Raw genomic sequence first — 23,250 nt, 5'->3', positions numbered from 1 at the left:
CAAGTCGACTTCAAATAACGGCTCCAGATTCACTTCTTTACCATCGCGCCCACACCGCCACGCGGCAGGCATGGGCGCGACACGCTGGGAACTAGAACTTATAGGTCAGCCCCAGGTACGCCAGCCGGCCTGCGTATCCGCCGGTGTAGAAACGGGCGCGGGTGTCCTCGCCCAGGTGCGAGCGGGACTCCTGCTTGGTCAGGTTCAGCACCGAGGCGGTGAGGCTGAGCGCCGGGGTGATGTTGTACGCGGCGTTCAGATCGATCTGGTAGTACGGCTCCTCAAAGACGTTCAACCCGTTGACCAGGCCTTGCACCAGCTCACCGCGACGGTTGTACGAGGCGCGCAGCAGCAGGCTGTCGGTCTCGTAGAACACGGTGAGGTTGGTCTGGTTTCTGGCGCTGCCCGGCATGGCGGTCTCGCCGGCCTCGGTGCCGTCCTCCAGCCGCACCGCCGCCTTGCTGGCATCGTTGTAGGTGTAGTTGAACTGCACACCAAGACCGAATGGCAGCGTGTGCTGCGCGTAGAGCTCCACACCCTGCGAGACCGCGTCCTGGCCACCGGCCTGGGTGCTGTAGTTCTGCACGGTGACCGGTTGCCCGTCGACCATCATGTTCACGTCGCTGATCACGTCGACCGCGAAGTTCTCCACGTTCTTGCGGAACAGTCCCACGCCCGCCACCGAGCCCGGGTGGAAATACCATTCCAGCCCCAGGTCGAACTGGTTGGCCTTGTACGGCTCCAGGTTCTTGTTGCTGCCCGAGCCGTACCAGCCCTGCTCGCTGGCACCGCCGGTCAGGCGCCGGTCGGCCACGTACTCGGGGCTGTAGAACTCCAGGCTGCCAGGCGCGGCGATGTCGTTGTAGCTGGGGCGTGCGATCACCTTCGACGCTGCCGCGCGCAGCAGCAGGTTCTCGGTCAGGTCGTAGGCCAGGTTGAAACTCGGCAGCACGTCGGTGTAGTTGCGGTCCAGCCCGCTGACCACGAACGACTCGGTGCGTTGCACGCTGTCGGACAAACGCCAGTAGCCTTCGGTGCCGCAATAGGTGTCGGCCGGGGCGCCGCCGGGCATGGCGGCGCCCTGCTGGCAGGCCAGCGGATTGCCATCGGCGCCATCGAAGAAGTAGTCGTTGTAGGCGGTCACCTTGTCGGTGGAATCGGCACGCTGGCCGGTGCGCGCCACCCGCACGCCGACGTTGCCACGCAGCCGCTCGGTGTGGAAGTTGAGTTGCAGGTAGGTGGAATAGATCTCCTCGTCGACGTTGTAGACGAAGTTGTCTTCGCTGCGGGTCTGCATCGCGCCGTAGGTCTGGTTCAAATAGCCGATGTAGCCGGGGAAGTTGATCGACGGGAACGCGCTGGCGTTGAATCCACCGGCCAGGTTGTCCTGCGCGAACAGCAGGCCCGGCGAGAACTGCGTGGCGATGGCATTGCAGCGCCCGTTCCAGTAGCGGTTGTCGTAGTCGCCCGGGTCGGTGCCCGGGCACACCCAGTAGTTGTTGCCGGTATTGCGGTGGATGCCGCCGTCGCGCCGTTTGATGCCGAACTGCAGCGAGTCGAAGACCTCGCCATCGAAATGCCAGGTGGTATCGATCTGCGCGTACTGCTGCTGGTTGGTGTTGCGGGTCCAGGACGAGCCGGTCGAGCCCAGGTCGACCTGCAGGATGCCGTCGCGCAGGTTTTGCATCAGCTCCGGCGAGAAGGTCATGCTTGGGGTGCCGGTCAGGTCCCAGGCGCTGGCGAAATTGCCATTGGTCCAGCTGCCGTCGGCGTTCTGCAGGCGCGGCTTGATCGGCAGGGAAAACTGCAGCTCCGGCCCGCCCTTGGCCCAGGTGCGGCCGGCCTTGAACGCTACGTCCACCTGCTCGCCACGCCATTCGCCGCCCAGGTCCACTGTCTGCGACTGCGATTTTTCGATGTTGTAGCTGCCGGTGATCTGCGGCGTCGGCACGGTGCAGTCGTCCGAGCCCCAGCCGCCCGGCGGTAGGCCGGCCGCCGCGGCCTGCGCCTCGCTGCAATAGTAGGTCTTGCCCGGCCGCAGGCTGTAGGCGGCGCCAGTGACAATGGTGCCGCTGGGATCGAACTGCAGCCCGTCGAGCAGGCGGCCGCCGCGCCAGTTGCCGTCGCCGTAATAGCGGGCAATGTTCCACTCGGGAATCTTGATGGTATTGGTCTGCGAATTCTGCGACAGGTCAAAGCGGAAGTAGTTCGCGGTCAGGGTCAGGTCGTCGGTGGGCTTGAACTGCAGGGTCAGTTGCCCGCCCTTGCGCTCGCGCTCCTCGCGCTTGGCGTCCAGGCTGACCGCCGTCGGCATCATGAAACCGGTGGAGTAATTGCCGTCCTGGTTCCAGAAACCGGTGCCGCCCCACCAGTTGGCGTTGAAGTCCGACGGATTGCCGTTGACGTCGACCGCCGGGCCGCCTTCGTCGCGGCCGTACCACTGCCAGCTCTCGGTACTGGCATCGAGCGTGCGTGCGGTGCGCTTTTGCTGCGTGTAGCCAACGAAGACACCGAAGCGGTTGTCCTTGTCATGCCAGGAGTACGAACCGGAGAACTGGCCGTCGGTCTTTTTGCTTGTATCGGACCAGGTGCCCTCGGCGGAGACGAAGCCGGAATGTGGCTCCAGTTCCAGCGGGCGCCGCGTCTGCAGGATCACCGTGCCGCCGATGCCGCCTTCGTCGATGCGCGCTTCCGGCGTCTTGTACAGCTCCGCGCTGCCCAGCAGGTTCGACGGCAGCAGCGTGTAGTTGAACGAGCGCGTCGGGTCGCCGTTGGATTCGGCGGTGGCGATGTAGTTGCCGTTCAATTCGGTCAGCACCAGCTCCGAGGACAAACCGCGCACGCTGACGTTCTTGCCCTCGCCACCGTCGCGGCTGATGACCACGCCGGGCACGCGCTGCAGCGCATCGGCCACGTTCTTGTCGGGGAACTTGCCCACGTCCTCGGCGGTGATGACATCGACCACGGCGTTGGCGTTGCGCTTTTGCTCCAGACTTTTTTCGATCGCGTAGCGGTAGCCGGTCACCGTCACTGCGTCCAGGTCCGTGGCCTGCATCGCGGCCTGGCCCGTGGGCGCCGGCGTGCCGTCGGCCTGCTGGGCGGAGACAGTGGTGGAGGCGGCGCTCGCGAACAAGGCGATGGCGATACCGGCGTACAGCGTGCTGCGGTTGCGTGCGAATGGCGTGCAGTTCATTTCGGTCGTGCTCTCCCAATGGTGATCGGCCTCGGCGGCTTTGTATCGATCCAACGACCGGACAACAACGCCGCGCGAAGTAACGCAAAAACATCCAGCACCGTTGCGGCGCCCGGTTTTACTGGTCCTCTCCCCTTTTCTGCGCGGATGCGATTAGATCGTTCTAATGCCGTGCAAACCTAAGTAGCACAGCCCATGCGCCAACGCATTCTGCCGCGCAGCAGGCCGGCGGCGTTGCAAGCGCCACGCTTGCACGCGACACGCTACAGCTTGCCTGCTGCAGCAACCGCTGGATCACGGCCCGCAAAGCGCCCTCGCCTGCAACCAGGCGCAAGCGGTTTACCGTGGCGCCTGCGCGCGTTCCATCACCCACCGAGCTCAGCGAGAAGCAGGGTCGAACTGCGTGTCGGCACCTCTTGCCCATGGCCACAGCACGTCGCTTGCCGGCTATCGCCATTACAGGGACGTGCGGTGATGGCGAGTTATCAAGAATGTTGCAGAGTCGAAGAGACGGTTCCCGGCCGCGCTCGCGCCCTCACCTAAGCCGGGGACCAGAAGCTGCGCATGGACGTACCCTCACCCCAACCCCTCTCCCGGCGGGAGAGGGGCTTTAGTGCCGCGTCGGTCGTGTCTTCCTGTGTCCGCCTCGGTAACGCATGGGCTGACCTGAGGCACCACTGAGTTCACCGAGACCTTCTACGACCGGGGAACCGGTCCCCGCCCGCGCGATTGCCCGCAACGACGTCGGCAATTCGCAGACCCATCCCCCGGAACGACAACTTTCTGGCGCGCCAACCGGGCGCATCTATCAAGTCCGCCGGGCCTGGGCCGATACCGCATGCATGGACAGACTCAGCGTAATCGGACTGGTGCTGGCGATCGTGGCGATCGTGGGCGGCAGCGTGTTGAAAGGTGCCGGCATTTCGTCGCTGTGGTCGCCGGCTGCCTTCGTGATCGTCATCGTCGGCACGGTGGCGGCGATCCTGCTGCATACCTCGCCGGCGGTTTTCCGGCGCGCGTTCAAGATCCTGCGCTGGGTGATCCAGCCGCCGGCCAGCGATCGCCCGCAGTTGGTGGCGCGTATCGTCGAGTGGAGCAATATCGCCCGTCGCCAGGGCCTGCTGGGCCTGGAAGACCAGTTGCCGCGTCAGGACGATGCCTTTCTGCGCAAAGGCCTGCAGATGCTGGTCGATGGCGTGGAGCCCGAATCCATGCGCCACATGCTGGAAATCGAAGTGGACAACCAGGAGCGTCAGGATCTTGCCGCGGCCAAGGTATTCGAGGGCATGGGCATCTATGCGCCCACCCTGGGCATCATCGGCGCGGTACTGGGCCTGATGGCGGTGATGAAGAACCTGGCCGACCCGGCCATGCTCGGGCATGGCATCGCCGCAGCCTTCACCGCCACCATCTACGGCATCGCCTCGGCCAACCTGCTGTTCCTGCCGGTCGCCGCCAAGCTCAAGAGCGTGATCCATTGCAGCACCAATGAGCGCGAAATGGCGATCGAAGGCCTGATCGCCATCGCCCAGGGCGAGAACCCGCGCAACATCGAGTCGAAATTGGCAGGCTACTTGCATTAGCGCGTTATGGCCCGTCGTCGCAAACACCACGAAGAACATGGCAACCACGAAGCGTGGGCGATTCCGTATGCCGATCTGATGACGCTGCTGCTGGCGTTCTTCGTGGTGATGTACGCCATCTCTTCGCTCAACGAAGGCAAATACAAGGTCATGGCGCAAGCGCTGACCAGCGCCTTCGGTGGCTCGTCGAACAAGGCCAGCCCGGTGCAGCTGGGCAAGACCCAGACCCTGGGCGCCGATTACGACCGCCCATCCGTGATAAAGGCCGGCGCGCCGATGGCGGCCTCCAATGGCCCGACCGACCCCACCCTGCTGCCGTCGATGGCCGCGCAGATGCGCATGCCGGTGTCGCTGCGCAACCAGGCGCAACTGGCGCGCGCACAGCGGCAGATGGATGCAGTGGAGCAACAGCTGAGCAAGACGCTGGCCCCGCTGATCGACAAGCAACTGATCACCATCCGCCGCAACGATCTGTGGATCGAGGTGGAGATCAACAGCGACATCCTGTTCGGCACCGGCTCGGCCACCCTGGCCGGCGGCGCCCGCGGGACGTTGTCCACGCTGGCCTCGGTGCTGCGCGATGCGCCCAATGGCGTGCGCGTGGAGGGCTATACCGATAACCAGCCCATCGCCACGGCGCAGTTCCCCTCCAACTGGGAGCTGTCGGCGGCGCGTGCGGCCAGCGTGGTGCACCTGTTCGCCGACGACGGCATCGCCCCGCAACGATTGGCGATGGTGGGCTATGGAGAATTCCGCGCACGTGCCGATAACAGCACTGAGGCGGGACGGAATGCGAACCGGCGTGTGGTGTTGATCATCCTCGCTGACTCGGCTGGCTCACTCGCACCCGATCCGCCATCGCAATTAAATGCGACCGCCGCCGGGGCGCCCAAGCTTCCCAAGTCTGACGGCGGCCAAACGGCCGTCACCACCGAAAGCGGCACAAGTTCCGTCCCCGCCGTAATTCAAGGAGTGCAGTGACATGCGTATCTGGGCAATCGCCAACCAAAAGGGCGGCGTCGGCAAGACCACCACGACGCTGGCATTGGGTCGCGGCCTGGCCGCGCTCGGCCACCGCGTCTTGTTGATCGACCTCGATCCGCACTCCTCGCTCACCCGCGCCTTCGGCGTGGCGATCGACCCGCCGCCGCGCGGGGTGCTGGACCTGTTCGGCACTCCGCCAAGCGACCTGGCCAGCCTGGCGCATGAAAGCAGCATTCCGGGCCTGTCGTATGTGTGCGCGCAAGCCGCATTGGCCACGCTGGAACGCCGCAGCGCCAACCAGCCCGGCCTGGGCCTGGCGCTGCAGAACGCCATGACCCGGCATGCCGGCCAGCACGACTACATCCTGCTGGACTGCCCGCCAACCCTGGGCCTGCTGATGATCAACGCACTGGCCGCCTGCGACCGCGTGGTGGTGCCGACCCAGGCCGAGCCGCTTGCCCTGCATGGCCTGGCCAGCATGGTGCGCACCGCCGACATGGTGCAGCGCTCGCGCCGGCGCGAGCTGCCGGTGTCGATCCTGCCTACGCTGTTCGACCGCCGCACCCGCGCCGGCACCGAAACGCTGAAGGAAATGCAGGCCACCTACGGCCCGGTCGTCTGGGAAGACGCGGTGCCGGTGGACACCCGAATCTGCAACGCCGCCGCCCTGACCGTGCCCGCCGTTGGCGGCGACTATCAGGGCCGCGGCCTGTCCGCGTATCGCCGCGCGCTGGAATGGGTGCTGGCCGATGACGCGATGCGTATGGAGCAAGCCGCATGAGCAACCCCACCGCCAACGGTGAATTGGACGATTATCTGGAAGGCCTGCTGCACGATGCGGGCGTGGAGAGCGTTGCCCCACCTGCGGCCACCGCAGCCACGGTCGAAACGCCGGCACTTGCGCATGCAGATCTTGCGCTGGCCGAGCCGCCGGTCGAGACGGCCGCACTTCCCGAAGCCGCTACCGTCTCCGAAGCTGCCACCTCCAACGCGATTGCCGCAGCGCGCAGCGCCGATGCGATCGCCGCCGATTTCCTGGCCGAAATGGATGCCGACCCGGCCTTCGCACCGCCGGTCAAGGCCACGCCCAGCGCCGCCGACATCGCCGCCGACTTCCTGGCCGAAATGGATGCCGACCCGGCCTTCGCACCGCCGGTCAAGGCCGCGCCCAGCGCTGCCGACATCGCCGCCGACTTCCTGGCCGAAATGGACGCCGACCCGGCCTTCGCCCCGCCGGTCAACGCCGCGCCCAGCGCCGCCGACATTGCCGCCGACTTCCTGGCCGAAATGGACGCCGACCCGGCCTTCGCCCCGCCGGTCAACGCCGCGCCCAGCGCCGCCGACATCGCCGCCGACTTCCTGGCCGAAATGGATGCCGATCCGGCGTTCGGAACCGCGCCCACTGCAGTGGACCTGATCACCGCCGATCTGCTGGCAGAAATGGATGCCGACCCGGCCTTCGGGCTGGAGGCCGCACCGGTCGCGGTGCCTGCACCCGCCCCGGCACCGGCGCCCGCCCCGGCCCCCCGTGCGGCACCGGCGCCGGCACGCGCGCCGGCACCGACCGGGCTGCAGGCACTGCTGGCGCCCGGCCAGGCCGACAAGATTCACGCCGAACGCCGCGCCAGCGAACGCAGCACCCGCTGGCTGCGTCTGCGCTGCGGCGAGCAGACCTATGCACTGGAATTGCTCAAGGTGCAGGAAGTGGTGCTGCCGGTGCCGCTGCTGCCGCTGCGCGGCACGCCCAGCGCCATGCTGGGCATCATGAACCTGCGGGGCCAGGTGGTCCCGGTGATCGATCTGGGCATCCACCTGGGCTCTTCGCCGGTGGACATGGACCTGCAGACCCGCGTGGTGGTGCTGGAAGAAAACGGCGAAACCATGGGCCTGCGCGTGTCGGCCGTGGAAGACGTCACCAGCCTCACCGATCAGCAGATCGAGCCGCCGGACAACGCCCGGCTGTGCCGCATCTACAACAACCTGTTCCGCGGTGTCGCACGTCTGGGCCATCAGCCGATGATCCTGCTCGATGCCACCCATCTGCTGCATTGATGCGCGCCTAGCTTGCTCGCACCTGCACGCACAACGATTCACCGTTAAAGCTTTTCCGCCCCCCGCCGTTAGTACGCATAGAACCATCCGTTCGGAGCAACAATGAGCACAGTGACATTGGGTGAGGATCTCGGCATCGAGACCAGCGCCGACCTCAAGCAAAAGCTTGCCGGATTCCTCACCCAGGACGGCGACCTGGTGCTTGATGCCGGTGAAGTCCGACGCATCCACACCGCCAGCGTGCAGTTGCTCTGCGCCTTTGTGCAGAGCCGCCGCCAGGCCGGCCTGCACACCGAATTCGATGGCTGCAACGACACTTTTAGGGATGCAGCGCGTCTGCTCGGCGTCACCGACGCGCTCGGACTCCCCGCATCCAATGACAACCTGAAATCTGTGGAGAACGCCGCATGAGCGCACGTATCTTGGTGGTGGACGATTCGGCGTCGATGCGCCAGATGGTCTCTTTCGCCCTCACCTCTGCCGGCTTTGCCGTCGAAGAAGCCGAAGACGGCGCCGTTGCGCTGGGCCGCGCGAAGGGCCAGCGCTTCAATGCGGTGGTCACCGACGTGAACATGCCCAACATGGACGGCATCTCGCTGATCCGCGAGCTGCGCCAGCTGCCGGACTACAAGTTCACCCCGATGCTCATGCTCACCACCGAGTCGGCGGCCGACAAGAAATCCGAAGGCAAGGCAGCCGGCGCCACCGGTTGGCTGGTCAAGCCGTTCAACCCAGAACAGCTGATCGCCACCGTGCAGAAAGTTCTCGGTTAAACCCTCCTCGCTTCAGCTTCGGATTTCACGCCCATGAGCATGGACCTGCAACGTTTCCACGCCACCTTTTTCGAGGAAAGCCGTGAAGGGCTCGACGCGATGGAGGCCGGGCTGCTGTCGCTTGAAGAAGGCAACCGCGACCCGGAAATCATCAACTCGGTGTTTCGCGCCGCGCACTCGATCAAGGGCGGCGCTGCCACCTTCGGTTTCGACGCCGTCGCAGGGCTGACCCACGTGCTGGAGACGCTGCTGGACGAGCTGCGCTCCAACAAGCGCCAGCTCGAACCCAATGCGGTCGATGCCATGCTTGGCTCGGTCGATGTGCTGCGCGCCCTGTTGCGCGAAGCCGAACACGGCACCCCGGCCGATCCGGCTGCGGTCAAGGCCGTGCACACCCGGTTGAATGCCGTGCTCGCTGGCGAAGCGCCGGCCGCCGCGGCGGTCGCCAAGCCCAAGGAAGAAGAACCCGAAGCCTGGCACATCGGTTTCACGCCGGCGCCGTCGCTGTTCATGAGCGGCAACGACCCGCTGCGCATCATCCGCGAGCTCGAACACCTGGGCCCGCTGCAGATCGCCGCGCGTCTGGAGCGCATGCCGGGTTTTGAAAACATCGATCCGCTGGAAGCGTATCTGGCGTGGGACCTGGGCCTGATCGGCAAGATTCCGCGCAGCAAGATCGAAGACACCTTTGCCTGGGTGGTGGACGACTGCGAACTGGACATCCGCCCGATGGCCGTGCCCGGCCCGCCGCCGAGCCTGGCCGTGGACGCTCCGGCGGCCGCACCGGTTGCAGCCGTTGCCGCTGCACCGGGCGCCGCTGCCGAACCTGCTGCCGCCGCGGCGACACCGGCCAAGGCCGCCGCTGCCGAAGCCGAAAGCTCGATCCGCGTCAGCGTCGACAAGGTCGATGCATTGATCAATCTGGTCGGCGAACTGGTGATCACCCAGGCCATGCTCAAGCAGGTCTCCACCGGCCTGGACCCGGCGCATGCCGAACAGCTGTTCGCCGGCCTGGATCTGCTCGAGCGCAATACCCGCGATCTGCAGGAAGCGGTCATCGGCGTGCGCATGCTGCCGGTGGATGCGGTGTTCCGCCGCTTCCCGCGCCTGGTACGCGACCTCTCCAGCCGCCTCGGCAAGCAAGTGCGCCTGCGCACCATTGGCGAAAGCACCGAGCTGGACAAGGGCCTGATCGAAAAGATCGCCGATCCGTTGGTGCACCTGGTGCGCAACTCGATCGACCACGGCCTGGAAATGCCCGATGCGCGCCGCGCCTCCGGCAAGGACGAAACCGGCACGATTACCCTGGCGGCATCGCACCAGGGTGGCCACATCGTGATCGAAGTCAGCGACGACGGCCGCGGTCTCAATCGCGCCAAGATCCTGGAAAAAGCGGCCGAACGCGGCATCGCCGTGCCGGACAACCCGACCGATGCGCAGGTGTGGGACTTGATCTTCGCACCGGGCTTCTCCACCGCCGATGCGGTGACCGACCTGTCCGGTCGTGGCGTGGGCATGGACGTGGTCCGCCGCAACATCCAGGGCCTGGGTGGCGAAGTGCAGCTGGAAAGCAACGCCGGCAGCGGTACCCGCGTGTTGATCCGCCTGCCGCTGACCCTGGCCATTCTGGACGGCATGACCGTTTCGGTCGCCGGCGAAACCCTGATCCTGCCGCTGTCCTACGTGCTTGAAGCCCTGCAGCCGGCACCGGAAGACGTCCGCGCGATGGCCGGCGACGGTCGGGTATTGCGGGTGCGTGGCGAATATCTGCCGATCCTCTCGCTCACCAATTACTACGGCTTCGGCGGGCAACAGTCCTCCAAGGAATCGCTGGTGGTGGTGGTCGAAGGCGACGGCCAGAAGATCGCGCTGGAAGTGGACGAGTTGCTCGGCCAGCAGCAGGTGGTGGTCAAGAACATCGAGAACAATTACCGCCGCATCCCGGGCGTTTCCGGCGCCACCATCCTCGGCGATGGGCGGGTCTCGCTGATCGTGGACATCGGTGGACTGGTGCGCTCGCTCAAGGTACCGCAAGCCGCGTAATGCACTCGCCGCGGCGTGGATGCCGCGGCGCAAGGCTCCACCACGCCATCGATGCACGATGGGTGCTGGAGCGATCGCCGGCAGTATGGGGACTGCCGGCATTAGCAACACCCGTCCGGCCCGACACGACCGGCGGAGATTCTGGCCCTTTGTCCGGATCTTTCGACGCTGCCATCGTCATTCGCCCAACCACTGACGGGCGCCCACGAGGCCAGTCGTTCTCTGCAATACGAGAAGACCGCTATGAACTGGTTCCGCAATCTTGCCGTTGCCCGCAAGTTGGCCGTGGCGTTTTCCTTTACCGCGTTGATCACCTTGAGCCTGGGCGGGTTTGCGCTCGTGCGCATGCAGTCCAGCGCACATCTGTTGCGCGAGATCGGCACCGTGTGGGCACCGGCCGTGCAGCAACTGAGCGAAATGCGCGCATTGCTCGGCGAATTCCGCACCTACGAACTTGCCCAGCTGGCACACGCCGACGATCCGAAGGCGGTGCAGAATTATTTCGAACGCATGGACAAGGCGCGCGCCGACGTCGCGACGGCGCAGGACGCCTACGCCAAGACCACCACGGCCGGCAGAGAGACCGAGTTGTACGACGAGGTCAAACTGAAACTGGACGCGTACTACAAGGCCAACGCCGCACTCAGCGCCGCGGTGCGTGCCGGCGATCTGGTCACTGCCAATCGCGTTTCCGATGAGCAATCGCGCCCGGCGCGGCGCGACCTGTTCGCGAAATTGGTCGAGCTGACCAAGTTCAACGTCGCCCACATGGACAGCGAGATCGCGCAGGCCGAGGCGACCTATCAACGCTCGGTGCAGGTCATGCTCGTGGCGATGGTGCTGGTCGTGCTGCTGGCTGCATTTGCCGGTTGGTTCATCGCCCGCAGCATCGCCGGCCCGCTCGCTCGCGCCACGCGGGTGGCCAGTGCCATCGCACAGGGCAAACTGGATAACGCCATCCACGTCGACAGCCGCGACGAAGCCGGGCAACTGCTACACAGCATGGAAGGCATGCAGCGGCAATTGCAGGCCGTGCTCGCAGCGCAGTCGGAAATGGCCAAGCGCCACGAAGCCGGCCAGATCAGCTACCGCATGGAACACGATGCGTTTCCAGGCGACTACGGCACCATGGTGCGCGACACCAACAGCCTGGTCGGCTCGCATATCGCGGTCAAGATGAAACTCGCGCAGATCATGTCGTGCTACGCCATCGGCGACTTCAGCCAGGACATGGACCGCCTGCCCGGCGAGAAGGCCGTGCTCAGTTCCACCATGGATACCGTCAAGGCCAACCTGTCGGCGATGAACGGCGAGATCAAGCTGCTGGCGCAGGCCGCTGCCAACGGCGACTTCAGCGTGCGCGGCGACACCGCACGTTTTCAGTACGATTTCCAGGCGATGGTGGAGAGCCTCAACCAGTTGATGGCGACCGCCGATGCCAACCTGAGCGCGCTGTCGAAGCTGTTGCAGTCCATTGCCGCGGGCGATCTCACCGAGCGCATGCAAGGCCAGTTCAATGGCGTGTTCGCCCGGATGCGCGACGATGCCAATACCACCACCGCGCAACTTGCCGATATCGTTGGGCGCATCCAGCACGCCACCTTGTCGATCAATACCGCGGCCAGCGAGATTGCCGCCGGCAACAACGATCTGTCGCAGCGCACCGAGCAGCAGGCGGCCAACCTGGAAGAAACCGCTGCCTCGATGGAGGAACTCACCTCCACCGTGCGCCAGAACGCCGAGCATGCGCGCCAGGCCAACCAGCTCGCCATCGGTGCGGCCACGGTGGCCTCGCAAGGCGGCAGCGTAGTGGCGCAGGTGGTGACCACCATGTCCGGCATCGAAGTGTCCTCGAAGAAGATCGCCGACATCATCAGCGTGATCGACGGCATCGCCTTCCAGACCAATATCCTGGCCTTGAATGCCGCCGTGGAAGCAGCGCGTGCCGGCGAGCAGGGCCGTGGTTTTGCCGTGGTCGCCTCGGAAGTGCGCACGCTGGCGCAGCGTTCGGCCGGCGCGGCAAAGGAGATCAAGCACCTCATCGACGACTCGGTGAGCAAGGTCGCCGAAGGCTCCGTCCTGGTGGACCAGGCCGGCAAGACCATGGCCGACATCGTCGCCAGCGTGCAGCGCGTCACCGACATCATGGGCGAGATTTCTGCCGCCTCGCAGGAACAGTCGGCCGGGATCGAGCAGGTCAACCTCACCGTGACGCAGATGGACGAAGCCACCCAGCAGAACGCAGCGCTGGTGGAAGAAGCCACGGCCGCGGCGCGTGCGATGGAAGAGCAGGCCGGTCAGCTGTCCGATGCGGTGTCGATCTTCAAGGTGCAGCAGGTCGCTGCCGTGGCCACTGCAGCCAAGCGCCCTGCTCCGCCGCGCCTGGCCGCCGCCAAGCCAGGCGCTGCCAGATCGGCCACGACCAAGCGCGCCCCTGCATCGGCCGGTGTCGCGGCCACGGCCACAGCAACGCCACGCCCGGTGATTGCCGCAGCCGCCAACGGCGAGTCGAGTTGGCAGGAGTTCTGAGCGCCACCTCTGCGTGGAGCAGGCGATAAGGCGACCAAGCATGAGCAAGCCCCGGCAGCGATGTCGGGGCTTTTTTTTTGGCGCGTGCGGGTTGTAGCAACGCTCACGCGCACGCATCCCTGCATCCAATACGGCAGCAGATTCTCGCAGCCGGGATGCCTGCGCGATGCATCGCTTGGCCATGCCTCGCGCTGGCCCCACCGAGCACCATGAACGCCAGCATGCTGCAATGCAACATGCGACTTCAGAATTCCGGGTGGCGAACGCTACCGGTGTATCTCTTTTCCACCCTCCCCAGAGAGAAACACCATGAAATTCCTGCATTCCATGACCGTCGGGCGACGCCTGGCGGTGGCATTCGCGTTGCTGATCGCGTTGCTTGCCGGCTCCACCGCCCTGGCGCTGTCCCAGTTCAAGACCGTCCAACATCAGGTCGCGATCATCGTCGAGGTCAATAACCGCAAGGCAGCGCTGCTCAGTCAGATGCGCGAGAGCAACATGCTCGGCGAGCGCTACATCCGCGACTTCATGCTGGCGAGCCCGCAGCAGCGGCCCGCTGTCGATGCGCAGCTCAAGGCCAATCGCGAACATTACGCACAACTGTGGACCGCGTTGAAACAGCTGCCGACCAATAGCGACGGCCTGCGTGCACGGCAGGCCATCGAAGACAGCCTCACCGCTGCCCGCACCACCAACAACCGGCTGCTGGGCCTGGTACGCGAAGGCCACCTGGAGGGCGCAAAGCAGCTGCTCAGTGGGCAGGCGCAGCCGTTGCTGGAGCGCCGCTCCAAGGCGATTGCTGCCGCGGTGGAATTGCAGAATCAGCAGAATGCCGCCGGCGCGGCCACCATCCTGGGCAGCGTGGCGCTGGCAAACCGTGCCTTGATCGCCTTCGGCCTGCTCGCGGCCGGCCTGGCCGCCGCGTTGGCGTGGCTGATCTCGGCCAGCCTGGTGCGGCCGCTGAAGCAGGCCACGCAGGTCGCCGATGCGATCGCCCACGGCGATCTGGATCACCCGATCGGCCCGCAGCCGGGCGATGAGCCCGGCCAGTTGTTGACCAGCATGCGCGGCATGCAGGAGCAGCTCAAGGCCGTTGCCGCCGCGCAGCAGGAGATGGCCCGCCAGCACGACAGCGGCAAGATCAGCTTCCGCATGGACCAGGATGCGTTTCCCGGGCAATACGGCAGCATGGTGCGCGATACCAATGCTCTGGTAGATGCGCATATCGCGGTCAAGCTCAAGCTCGCGCAGATCATGTCGCGCTACGCCATCGGCGACCTGAGCCAGGACATGGACCGCCTGCCGGGCGAAGAAGCCGTGTTGAGCGAGACCATGGACACCGTCAAATCCAACCTGACGGCGATGAACAGCGAGATCAAACTGCTGGCCCAGGCTGCGGCCGATGGCGACTTCAGCGTACGCGGCGATACGGCGCGTTTCCAGCACGATTTCCTGGCAATGGTGGAAAGCCTCAACCGGCTGATGGCCACCGCCGACGGTAATTTGGGCGCGCTGTCGAAGGTGCTGCAGGCCATTGCTGCAGGTGATCTCACCCAGCGCATGCAGGGCGAGTTCAACGGCGTGTTCGCGCAGATGCGCGACGATGCCAACGCCACCACCGAACAGCTCTCCAGCATTGTCGGGCGCATCCAGCACGCCACGGTGTCGATCAATACCGCGGCCAGCGAGATCGCCGCCGGCAACAACGATCTGTCGCAGCGCACCGAGCAGCAGGCCGCCAACCTGGAAGAAACCGCGGCCTCGATGGAGGAGCTCACCTCCACCGTCAGGCAGAACGCCGAAGGCGCACGCCAGGCCAACCAGCTTGCGATCGGCGCGGCGGCTGTGGCGTCGCAAGGCGGCGACGTGGTCGGCAAGGTGGTGTCCACCATGGCCGACATCGAAGTCTCGTCGAAGAAGATCGCCGATATCATCTCCGTCATCGACGGCATTGCCTTCCAGACCAACATCCTGGCGTTGAACGCCGCAGTGGAAGCGGCACGCGCGGGCGACCAGGGCCGCGGATTCGCGGTGGTGGCCAGCGAAGTGCGCACGCTCGCCCAGCGCTCGGCCGGCGCAGCCAAGGAGATCAAGCACCTCATCGACGACTCGGTGGGCAAGGTCGCCGAAGGCTCCGTCCTGGTGGACCAGGCCGGCAAGACCATGGCCGACATCGTCGCCAGCGTGCAGCGCGTCACCGACATCATGGGCGAGATTTCTGCCGCCTCGCAGGAACAGTCGGCCGGGATCGAGCAGGTCAACCTCACCGTGACGCAGATGGACGAGACCACCCAGCAGAACGCGGCGCTGGTGGAAGAAGCCACGGCCGCGGCACGTGCAATGGAAGAGCAAGCCGGTCAGTTGTCCGATGCGGTATCGATCTTCAAGGTGCAGCAGGTCGCCGGTGTGGCACCTGCGGCCAAGCGCCCTGCGCCGCTGCGCCTGGCCGCCGCCACGTCGGCCAGCGCTGCCAAACGGGTGACCGGCTCGGCTGTTACAAAACCCAGCGCCACCCCCGCCCCAGCGCAACGCCGGCTGGCTGCCGCGGCCGGCAACAGCGAGTCGAACTGGCAGGAGTTCTGAGCCCACTGCAGATACACGGCCGCCGGATCAGACGGCAGGTGGTCCCCAGGCCCCGGCAGCAATGTCGGGGCTTTTTTTTGGCGGGGAAACCCTGCCGAGGCAGTGTCGCGTTCGTTGTCGACAGCTTGCGGTGGGCGCATGAGGCTGTGCGCGTGCCTTCATCCGGCGCTGCGCACCGGCTTTCCCCGCAGGAGAAGGAAGTCATTGCGACGACCATGCAAGCGTGCCGCTGGTCGAAAATCGGTCAAGCGCAGGCTCGTGCGGCCGATACAACAAGCACTGAGGGCCGCATTGCCCGCGCTAGATCGAAGGACGTCCGCATGCACACCGCCAACTCCAACCGCTCTGCCCGCACCGTGCTGGGCTGTGTGTTCACCGTCGCGCTGCTGGCTGCGGGCGTCTCGTTGCCGCCCTCCTTCGCCGCCCCGGCAGCGCCGGTCTCGGTGCTTCTGGACAATGTGCCGGTTACTGCATTGCAGGCGCTGGCGGTGGATCTGGCGCAGTTGCGCGACGATCAACGTGCACAGCTTGCCGCCAGGCACGATGCGGCGCGTATCGAAGCCTACGACGAGCGTCTGGGCAATCTGCACCAGCGGATCGCACGGCATGCCGGCTACTTCCAGGCCACCGCGCCGCAGGGCGAACAGGCACGCAAATTCGCGCTGGTGCAGCAGCAGCTGGGCAAGTACCTGGCACAGCACCGTCAGGCCAATCGCGCCCTGCACGAAGGCGACCTGCAATACGCACAAGCCTTGTCGCTGGGCCATAGCGGCGATACCCGCCACGTCTTGTGGACCGAACTGCAGAGCCTGCAGCAATCGGTCGCCAGCGTGAACGTTGCGCAGCGCAACTGAGCCGCTGCAGGCAAACCTTGCCACGCAGCGCCCGGGCAACATCACGCGTAGCACGCGCCAGTTCACGCTGAACCATCACGCCTTGTGCGGCTGAGTTCATCGGCGCGGCGACTGCACAAACGCCCGGCCCGCCCGCCGGTGCCGTTCACACCGTGCGCGCTGCCCGGTGCTGCATGCGCAGCGCCTGCGCCAGGACGCTGAGCGCCGTCACCGCATTGCCTGATGAATTCGCCGGGCAGCTGTGAGCCGTTCAATGGTCGCCGAAAGTGCAAACCGCCACCGTGCCCACGCCGTCGGCGATCGCGTGACAGCATGTCTTTCAGGCACTGTCTGGTTCGCTGTCATGCCCAGCGCGCTGCCACTGCGCCGAGCACGCAACGCGCCGAGCACGCAACGCGCCGTGCCAGCGCGTTAACGCACTGAGCAGAGCCACACCATTCGCAGGTCGACTCCGCCACGAATCGGCCGCCACCTGCGTTGTGTCCGGCTCAACATTTTCGGAATCAGGTCGCTATCCGACTTACACCGGTCACATTCCTTTGCTGGATATCTGCCATGACGCTGAAGACCACGGTTGCGAAAACACTGGCCAATGTACCGCTCAAGCGCAAGTTCTTCGCCCAGACTGCCCTGGTTGCGCTGGGCATCGTTGCGTTGGCAGTGATCGCCGCACGCATGCAGTACGTCGATCTGACCGATACGCGCCGCGATGGGCTCAAGAGCCAGATCGAGATGGCGATTGCGGTGGTCAATGGCTATGCCGAGCGCGCCGAAAAGGGCGAGATCGACGTGGAGACCGCAAAGAAGAGTGCGCTGCATACCCTTTCGACCATGCGCGCACGTGGCGGTGTGGATTACATCTACGTCACCGACCAGACGCCGACGATGCTGATGCACCCCACCCGCCCGGACCTGGTCGGCAAGCCGTTGAGCGATGTGCTCAGCCCGGACGGCAAGCGCGTGTTTCCAGCATTCGTCACCGCAGCGCAGGCCGGCGGCGGCTATGTCGACTACACCTGGGCCAAGCCAGGGCAGAAGGATCCGGTGCAAAAAACCTCGTACGCGGCGCTGTACAAGCCGTGGGGCTGGGTGATCGGCACCGGCGTGTACCTGGACGACACCCAATCGCAGGCGCTGGTTTTCACCGGCATCGTTGCGCTCGCCGGTGGCGCCCTGGTGCTGATCAACCTGCTGGTGGGCTGGCTGATCGGGAACTCCATCCTGGAGCCGGTGTCGCGTGCCCTGGCGGCCATCAAGGGCGTGGCGCGCGGCGACCTGAGCGTGCGTACAGCCGAACACGGCACCGATGAAATCGGCCAGATGCTCAAGGCCACCGACGAGATGGTCCACACCTTGGAGCGCTTCTCCGCGCAGACCAAGGTGATGGTGCACATGCATGCCGGCGACGATGTCACCCACCGCATGCCGACCAATTTCCCGGGCGTCTACGGCGAACTGGCCACCGGCATCAACACGATGATCTTCGAGCACCTGGATGCCATCGTCGATGCGATCGGCATCCTCAACGAGTATGCGCAAGGCGACCTGTCGCGCAATGCCGCGCGCCTGCCCGGCACGCGTGCGGTGCTGCACGAAGCGATGGACGCGGCCAAGGCCAGCCTGCTGGCGATCAACACCGAGATCAAACGCCTGGCCCAGGCCGCGGCTAACGGCGACTTCAGTCAACGCGGCGATGCCACGCGCTTCAAGCACGACTCGGCGCGCATGATCACCGACCTCAACGCGATGATGGAGGTCAGCGACCGCAACCTGGGCAAGCTGTCCGAGCTGCTGGCATCCCTGGCCGAAGGCGACCTCACTGCGCGCCTGGATGGCCAGTACCATGGCGTGTTCGCGCGCATGCGCGACGACGCCAACACCACGGCCACCCAACTGGCCGGCATCGTCGGGCGCATCCAGCAGGCCGCCAGTTCCATCACCGGCTCGGCCAGCGAAATCGCCGCAGGCAACAACGATCTGTCCCAGCGCACCGAACAGCAGGCCGCCAATCTGGAAGAAACCGCCGCCTCGATGGAGGAGCTCACTTCCACCGTCAAGCAGAATGCCGAAAGCGCACGCCAGGCCAACCAGTTGGCGATCGGCGCCGCCAGCGTGGCCACGCAGGGCGGCCAGGTGGTGAGCCAGGTGGTGGACACCATGTCCGGTATCCAGACCTCGTCCAAGAAGATCGCCGAGATCATCAGCGTCATCGACGGCATCGCCTTCCAGACCAATATCCTGGCACTGAATGCCGCGGTGGAAGCCGCACGTGCCGGCGAACAAGGCCGCGGATTTGCGGTGGTCGCCTCGGAAGTACGCACGCTGGCCCAGCGCTCGGCCAACGCGGCCAAAGAGATCAAGCACCTCATCGACGATTCGGTGGGCAAGGTTTCCGAGGGCTCGCTGCTGGTGGATCAGGCCGGCAAGACCATGGCCGAGATCGTCTCTTCGGTGCAGCGCGTCACCGACATCATGAGCGAAATTTCTGCCGCCTCGCAGGAACAGTCGGCCGGGATCGAACAGGTCAACCTCACCGTCACCCAGATGGACGAGAGCACGCAGCAGAACGCGGCGCTGGTGGAAGAAGCCACCGCAGCGGCCAATGCCATGCAGCAGCAGGCGCAGCAGCTGGATGAGGCGGTGTCCAGCTTCCGGATCGTCGCTGCCACCTCCAAGACGTTCGGCCACGCCGGCACACGCGCGCCGGCGCGGGTTGCGCTGGCCGCCTACTGACCGCACATGCCCCGCTCCGGCGGGGTTGTCTTCTCCCCTTTCCTTTTTCCTTCCGCGGCTACGCCCATGACCTCGCCTTCCACCCACTCACGTTTCAGCGGACGCCTGGCGTACCGCCTGATGTTCGGTACGGCAGTCATTGCGTCGCTGTGCTTCGGTTTGACCGCAGCCATCACCTATTGGCAAAGCAGTCGCGCATTGAGCGCCTCTGCGCAGGCCACGATGCAAAATGCCGCGCGCTACCAGGCCGAGCAGATCGGCAGCGAGCTTGGCCAGGCGTTGACGACCGGCCAATCGCTGGCCACCACCTTGCTGGTGCAACGCGCCAATGGCGGCATCAGCCGCGACAGCGCCGCGGCAGTGGTGCACGACCAATTGCTGGACCACCCCGAGTGGGTCGGCATGGGCACCTTGTGGGAGCCGCAGGCCTTCGATGGCAAGGACAGCGCATTTGCCAATGCCAAGGGCCACGACGCCACCGGCCGCTTCATGACCTACTGGGGACGCAGTGAGCAGACACTGGTCCGCGAGCCGCTCACCGATTACGAAACCCCCGGCCTGGGCGACTGGAACCTGAAACCGCGTGCACTGCTGCGGCAGACCGTGGCCGAACCCTACGATTACAAGATCGGCGGCAAGACCGTGCTGATGACCACCTTGTCCACGCCGATCCTGCAGGACGGCAAGTATCTGGGCGCGGTCACCGTGGACGTGGCACTGGCGGCATTGCAGCAGCGCCTTGGCGCCTTGCGCCCGATGCAGGACGGTTATGTCGAACTGCTCTCGCCTGCCGGCGTGGTGCTGGCATCGCACGACACCACGCGCATCGGCAAGCAGGTCACCGACGCACGCCACCGCACCATGCTGGAGGCGATCAAGGCCGGCAAGGACGCGTTGGATTTCACCCCCGATGCAGACGGCGCAGTCAGCGCCTACGTTCCGCTGCAGATCGGCAAGGCGCAAGAGCGCTTCGCGCTGGGCGTGGTGGTGCCGTATGCCACGATCATGCAGCAGGCGCATCACTTGCTGTGGACCATCCTTGCCGTTGGCCTTGGCTCGGCGCTGGTGCTCAGCGTGGCGCTGTTTGCGCTGCTGCGTCGCCAGGTGGTGCGGCCGCTGGAGGCCGCCGCGCACGTGGCCGATGCGATCGCCTCGGGCAAGCTCGACAACCAGATCGCCGTGCAGCGCCAGGACGAAGTGGGCCGCCTGATGGGCGCCATGCAACGCATGCAGAGCGACCTGCGCGAGCGCATCGAGCGCGATGCACAGGTGGCCAACGAAAACCTGCGCATCCGCACCGCGCTGGAACACTCGGAAATGGAAGTACTGCTGGCCGACGAACAGCACAACGCGGTGTTCATCACCCAGGCGCTGCACACCTCGTTCAAGCAGGGCGAGCCCGCCTTCCATGCCAAGGGCCAGACCGGCTTCAGTGCCGATGCGGTGGTCGGCAAGCCGATGGACTACGTGTTCGGCAACGATGGCGAAGGCACCGCGCGCACGCAGCGTCTGCGGCAGCTGCAGTCCACCACCACCGAGCGCTACCGCTTCGGGCCGGTGACGCTGGATCTGACCATGACCCCGCTGTATGCCCCCGATGGCCGTCGTAGCGGCAGCATGCTGCTGTGGCGCAATATCAGTGCCGAAGTCAGCACCCAACAGGAAGTGGCCGAGCTGGTGCAGTCCGCCTTGATGGGCGATTTCGGCCAGCGCCTGGCGCTGGACGACAAGCATGGGTTCTATCTGGAATTCGGCCGCCAGCTCAATGGCCTGCTGGAAACCACTTCGCTGAGCCTGGAGCGGATTTCCAGCCTGCTCAGTGCGCTGGCCGAAGGCGACCTCACCGTGCGCATGGACGGCGACTTCCAGGGCGTCTTCGCCCGCATGCGCGACGATGCCAACGCCACGGTGGCGCAGCTCACCGGCATTGTCTCCGGCATTCAGACCTCGGCCACGCAGATCAGCGCAGCCGCCAGCGAAATTGCTGCCGGCAACAACGATCTTTCCCAGCGCACCGAACAACAGGCCGCCAATCTGGAAGAAACCGCGGCCTCGATGGAGGAACTCACCTCCACCGTCAAACAGAATGCCGAGCATGCGCGTCAGGCCAACCAGCTGGCCATCGGCGCAGCCGACGTGGCATCGCATGGCGGTTCGGTGGTGGCGCAGGTCGTCACCACCATGTCGGGCATCGAGACCTCGTCCAAGAAGATCGCCGAGATCATCAGCGTCATCGACGGGATCGCGTTCCAGACCAATATCCTGGCCTTGAATGCCGCCGTGGAAGCGGCGCGTGCCGGCGAACAGGGCCGCGGATTTGCCGTGGTCGCCTCCGAGGTGCGCACGCTGGCGCAGCGTTCGGCCGGTGCTGCCAAAGAGATCAAGCACCTGATCGACGATTCGGTGAGCAAGGTGGAACAGGGCTCGTCGCTGGTGCATCAGGCCGGCACCACCATGAGCGAGATCGTCGCCAGCGTGCAGCGCGTCACCGACATCATGGGCGAAATCTCCGCCGCCTCGCAGGAGCAGTCGTCGGGCATCGAGCAGGTCAACCTCACCGTGACGCAGATGGATGAAGCCACGCAGCAGAATGCCGCGCTGGTGGAAGAAGCCACTGCCGCAGCGCGTGCGATGGAAGAACAGGCCGGCCAGCTGACCGAGGCGGTGGCGGTCTTCAAGCTCAATCATGCGGTCAAGCCCGTGCTGGCTGCGTCCACTGTCAAACCAGCGGTGCGCGCGGTGGTCACCACCAAGCCGGCAGCCGCCCGCGGCAAGCGCGTGGCGACACTGCTGCCTCACTCCGTGGGCAAGTCCTCCGGCACTGCCGGTCACGACAGCCAGTGGCAGGATTTCTAACCGCCCTGCGCGCAGTGGATTGCAAGCGAACACAAGCGTAATCGCACGCACGCAGCGTTACTTGCATTCCACAACTGCATCCCGCACGGCGCGTCATCGGCGCGCTGTGCATGCCCTGCCCCTTCCGATCGTCCGACGCGCATCAAGAATCATGCAGCGTTGCCGTTAGTGTGGATGACATCGACTGCCTGCGCCACACCGCAGCAGCCGGTCCAGCAGTGCATGCGTGCTGTCGCGACCAACGCAGCCAGCGCATGCATCCGGATAGTTGTTTCCGCAGGTCGCCACGCAAGGGATGCCATGAAGCCGTCTGTTATCGCCAGCTGTTTTGTGCTGTTGGGTGTGATGGGTCATGCCCGCGCTGAAGACCCGATCGCGACCGACCGCCCCGATTTCGTGGAATCCAGCCTCACCGTCGGCGACCGCCGCGTGCAGGTGGAAACCAGCGTCGCGTGGGAACGCGATGACGCGGTGGATGCGTATTCCACACCCACCCTACTGCGCTACGGCCTGGGCCAGACCTGGGAACTGCGGCTGGAAACCGATGGCTGGCAGCGCATCGACCTGCCCGGCGATGCGCAGGTGAGCGGCATGTCCGACGTCTCGCTCGGCATCAAGCACCACCTGGCCAGCTCCGACGATGGCAAGACTTCGCTGGCCTGGTTGCTGCATGTGGATCTGCCCAGCGGCGCGCAGGCGTTGCGCGGCCATGGTGCGCGCCCCTCGTTCCGGCTGGTGGCCGAATGGGAGCTCAGCGACAGCATTTCCGCCGGCATGATGCCCGGAGTGATCTGGGACGACGATGGCCAGGGCAATCGATATACCGCCGGCATCTTCGGTGCCGTTCTGGGCAAGGCCTGGAACGACCGCGTGCGCTCGTTCGTCGAAGTGGCGTTGCCGCAGATCGCCAACAGCGACGATGGCGGCACCGTGGCCCTGCTCGATGTCGGCTCGGCCTGGCTGCTGAGCAACGACGTCCAACTGGACGCTGTCTACAGCCGCGGACTCAACGACCGCTCACCGGATCACGCGCTCGGCGTGGGCCTGTCTTTCCGCTTCTGACACGG

General features: G+C 65.5%; 14 protein-coding genes. 13 read left to right on the top strand and 1 reads right to left on the bottom strand.

Translation table 11 applies throughout. From position 1 onward, the window contains the following. Nucleotides 1–91: 91 nt before the first annotated feature. Nucleotides 92–3,247, bottom strand: coding sequence for a TonB-dependent receptor (locus ACCQ16_RS09750; protein ID WP_277573123.1), 3,156 nt, complete (start codon nt 3,245–3,247; stop codon nt 92–94). A gap of 788 nt (nt 3,248–4,035) precedes the next feature. On the opposite strand from ACCQ16_RS09750, the gene ACCQ16_RS09745 reads away from it, so the two are divergent. From ACCQ16_RS09745 to ACCQ16_RS09685, 13 genes are all read left to right on the top strand, one after another. Beyond that, entirely contained in the window at nt 4,036–4,776 is a 741-nt protein-coding gene (locus ACCQ16_RS09745) for a flagellar motor protein (RefSeq protein ID WP_008576379.1), read from the top strand. Nucleotides 4,777–4,782: 6 nt separating this feature from the next. Continuing rightward, nucleotides 4,783–5,757 carry a flagellar motor protein MotD gene (motD, locus tag ACCQ16_RS09740; protein WP_011347247.1) on the top strand — a complete coding sequence of 325 codons (975 nt, stop codon included), beginning with the start codon at nt 4,783–4,785 and terminating at the stop codon, nt 5,755–5,757. 1 nt (nt 5,758) lies between these two features. Next, the gene (locus ACCQ16_RS09735; RefSeq protein WP_003489696.1) at nt 5,759–6,541 is read left to right on the top strand and encodes a ParA family protein; all 783 of its coding nucleotides are present in this window, start codon (nt 5,759–5,761) and stop codon (nt 6,539–6,541) included. Continuing rightward, nucleotides 6,538–7,812 (top strand): chemotaxis protein CheW, encoded by a 1,275-nt coding sequence (locus tag ACCQ16_RS09730; RefSeq protein ID WP_372380328.1) that lies wholly within the window; start codon nt 6,538–6,540, stop codon nt 7,810–7,812. Before ACCQ16_RS09735 ends, ACCQ16_RS09730 begins: the two co-directional genes overlap by 4 nt. A gap of 102 nt (nt 7,813–7,914) precedes the next feature. Beyond that, on the top strand, nt 7,915–8,223 hold the full coding sequence (locus ACCQ16_RS09725) for an STAS domain-containing protein (RefSeq protein WP_003489692.1): 309 nt from the start codon (nt 7,915–7,917) through the stop codon (nt 8,221–8,223). After that, nucleotides 8,220–8,585: a response regulator gene (locus ACCQ16_RS09720; protein WP_002806565.1), complete on the top strand. Its 366-nt coding sequence runs from the start codon at nt 8,220–8,222 to the stop codon at nt 8,583–8,585. Before ACCQ16_RS09725 ends, ACCQ16_RS09720 begins: the two co-directional genes overlap by 4 nt. Nucleotides 8,586–8,618: 33 nt before the next feature. Beyond that, entirely contained in the window at nt 8,619–10,628 is a 2,010-nt protein-coding gene (locus ACCQ16_RS09715) for a chemotaxis protein CheA (RefSeq protein ID WP_008577777.1), read from the top strand. Nucleotides 10,629–10,871: 243 nt separating this feature from the next. After that, a complete protein-coding gene (locus ACCQ16_RS09710; protein ID WP_031422483.1) occupies nt 10,872–13,157 on the top strand; it encodes a methyl-accepting chemotaxis protein in 2,286 nt (761 codons plus the stop codon). A 309-nt stretch (nt 13,158–13,466) separates the two neighbouring features. Next, entirely contained in the window at nt 13,467–15,740 is a 2,274-nt protein-coding gene (locus ACCQ16_RS09705; protein ID WP_277573125.1) for a methyl-accepting chemotaxis protein, read from the top strand. 320 nt (nt 15,741–16,060) lie between these two features. Then, a complete protein-coding gene (locus ACCQ16_RS09700) occupies nt 16,061–16,594 on the top strand; it encodes a hypothetical protein (protein ID WP_008577780.1) in 534 nt (177 codons plus the stop codon). A 555-nt stretch (nt 16,595–17,149) separates the two neighbouring features. Beyond that, entirely contained in the window at nt 17,150–19,327 is a 2,178-nt protein-coding gene (locus ACCQ16_RS09695; RefSeq protein WP_277573126.1) for a methyl-accepting chemotaxis protein, read from the top strand. 66 nt (nt 19,328–19,393) lie between these two features. After that, the gene (locus tag ACCQ16_RS09690) at nt 19,394–22,183 is read left to right on the top strand and encodes a methyl-accepting chemotaxis protein (protein WP_218551228.1); all 2,790 of its coding nucleotides are present in this window, start codon (nt 19,394–19,396) and stop codon (nt 22,181–22,183) included. Between the two features lie 300 nt (nt 22,184–22,483). Beyond that, nucleotides 22,484–23,245 (top strand): transporter, encoded by a 762-nt coding sequence (locus ACCQ16_RS09685; RefSeq protein ID WP_008577050.1) that lies wholly within the window; start codon nt 22,484–22,486, stop codon nt 23,243–23,245. Nucleotides 23,246–23,250 lie beyond the last annotated feature (5 nt).

It is taken from the genome of Xanthomonas sp. NCPPB 1062, assembly GCF_041481705.2.
Classification (GTDB): Bacteria; Pseudomonadota; Gammaproteobacteria; order Xanthomonadales; family Xanthomonadaceae; genus Xanthomonas; species Xanthomonas euvesicatoria.
This window is presented reverse-complemented; position numbering and strand designations above follow the sequence as displayed.

Coding starts and splice junctions, on each gene's coding strand:
- ACCQ16_RS09725 (WP_003489692.1), top strand. CDS start 7,915: ATGAGCACAGTGACATTGGGTGAGGATCTCGGCATCGAGACCAGCGCC.
- ACCQ16_RS09720 (WP_002806565.1), top strand. CDS start 8,220: ATGAGCGCACGTATCTTGGTGGTGGACGATTCGGCGTCGATGCGCCAG.
- ACCQ16_RS09690 (WP_218551228.1), top strand. CDS start 19,394: ATGACCTCGCCTTCCACCCACTCACGTTTCAGCGGACGCCTGGCGTAC.
- ACCQ16_RS09710 (WP_031422483.1), top strand. CDS start 10,872: ATGAACTGGTTCCGCAATCTTGCCGTTGCCCGCAAGTTGGCCGTGGCG.
- ACCQ16_RS09695 (WP_277573126.1), top strand. CDS start 17,150: ATGACGCTGAAGACCACGGTTGCGAAAACACTGGCCAATGTACCGCTC.
- ACCQ16_RS09730 (WP_372380328.1), top strand. CDS start 6,538: ATGAGCAACCCCACCGCCAACGGTGAATTGGACGATTATCTGGAAGGC.
- ACCQ16_RS09735 (WP_003489696.1), top strand. CDS start 5,759: ATGCGTATCTGGGCAATCGCCAACCAAAAGGGCGGCGTCGGCAAGACC.
- ACCQ16_RS09685 (WP_008577050.1), top strand. CDS start 22,484: ATGAAGCCGTCTGTTATCGCCAGCTGTTTTGTGCTGTTGGGTGTGATG.
- ACCQ16_RS09700 (WP_008577780.1), top strand. CDS start 16,061: ATGCACACCGCCAACTCCAACCGCTCTGCCCGCACCGTGCTGGGCTGT.
- ACCQ16_RS09745 (WP_008576379.1), top strand. CDS start 4,036: ATGGACAGACTCAGCGTAATCGGACTGGTGCTGGCGATCGTGGCGATC.
- ACCQ16_RS09715 (WP_008577777.1), top strand. CDS start 8,619: ATGAGCATGGACCTGCAACGTTTCCACGCCACCTTTTTCGAGGAAAGC.
- motD (WP_011347247.1), top strand. CDS start 4,783: ATGGCCCGTCGTCGCAAACACCACGAAGAACATGGCAACCACGAAGCG.
- ACCQ16_RS09705 (WP_277573125.1), top strand. CDS start 13,467: ATGAAATTCCTGCATTCCATGACCGTCGGGCGACGCCTGGCGGTGGCA.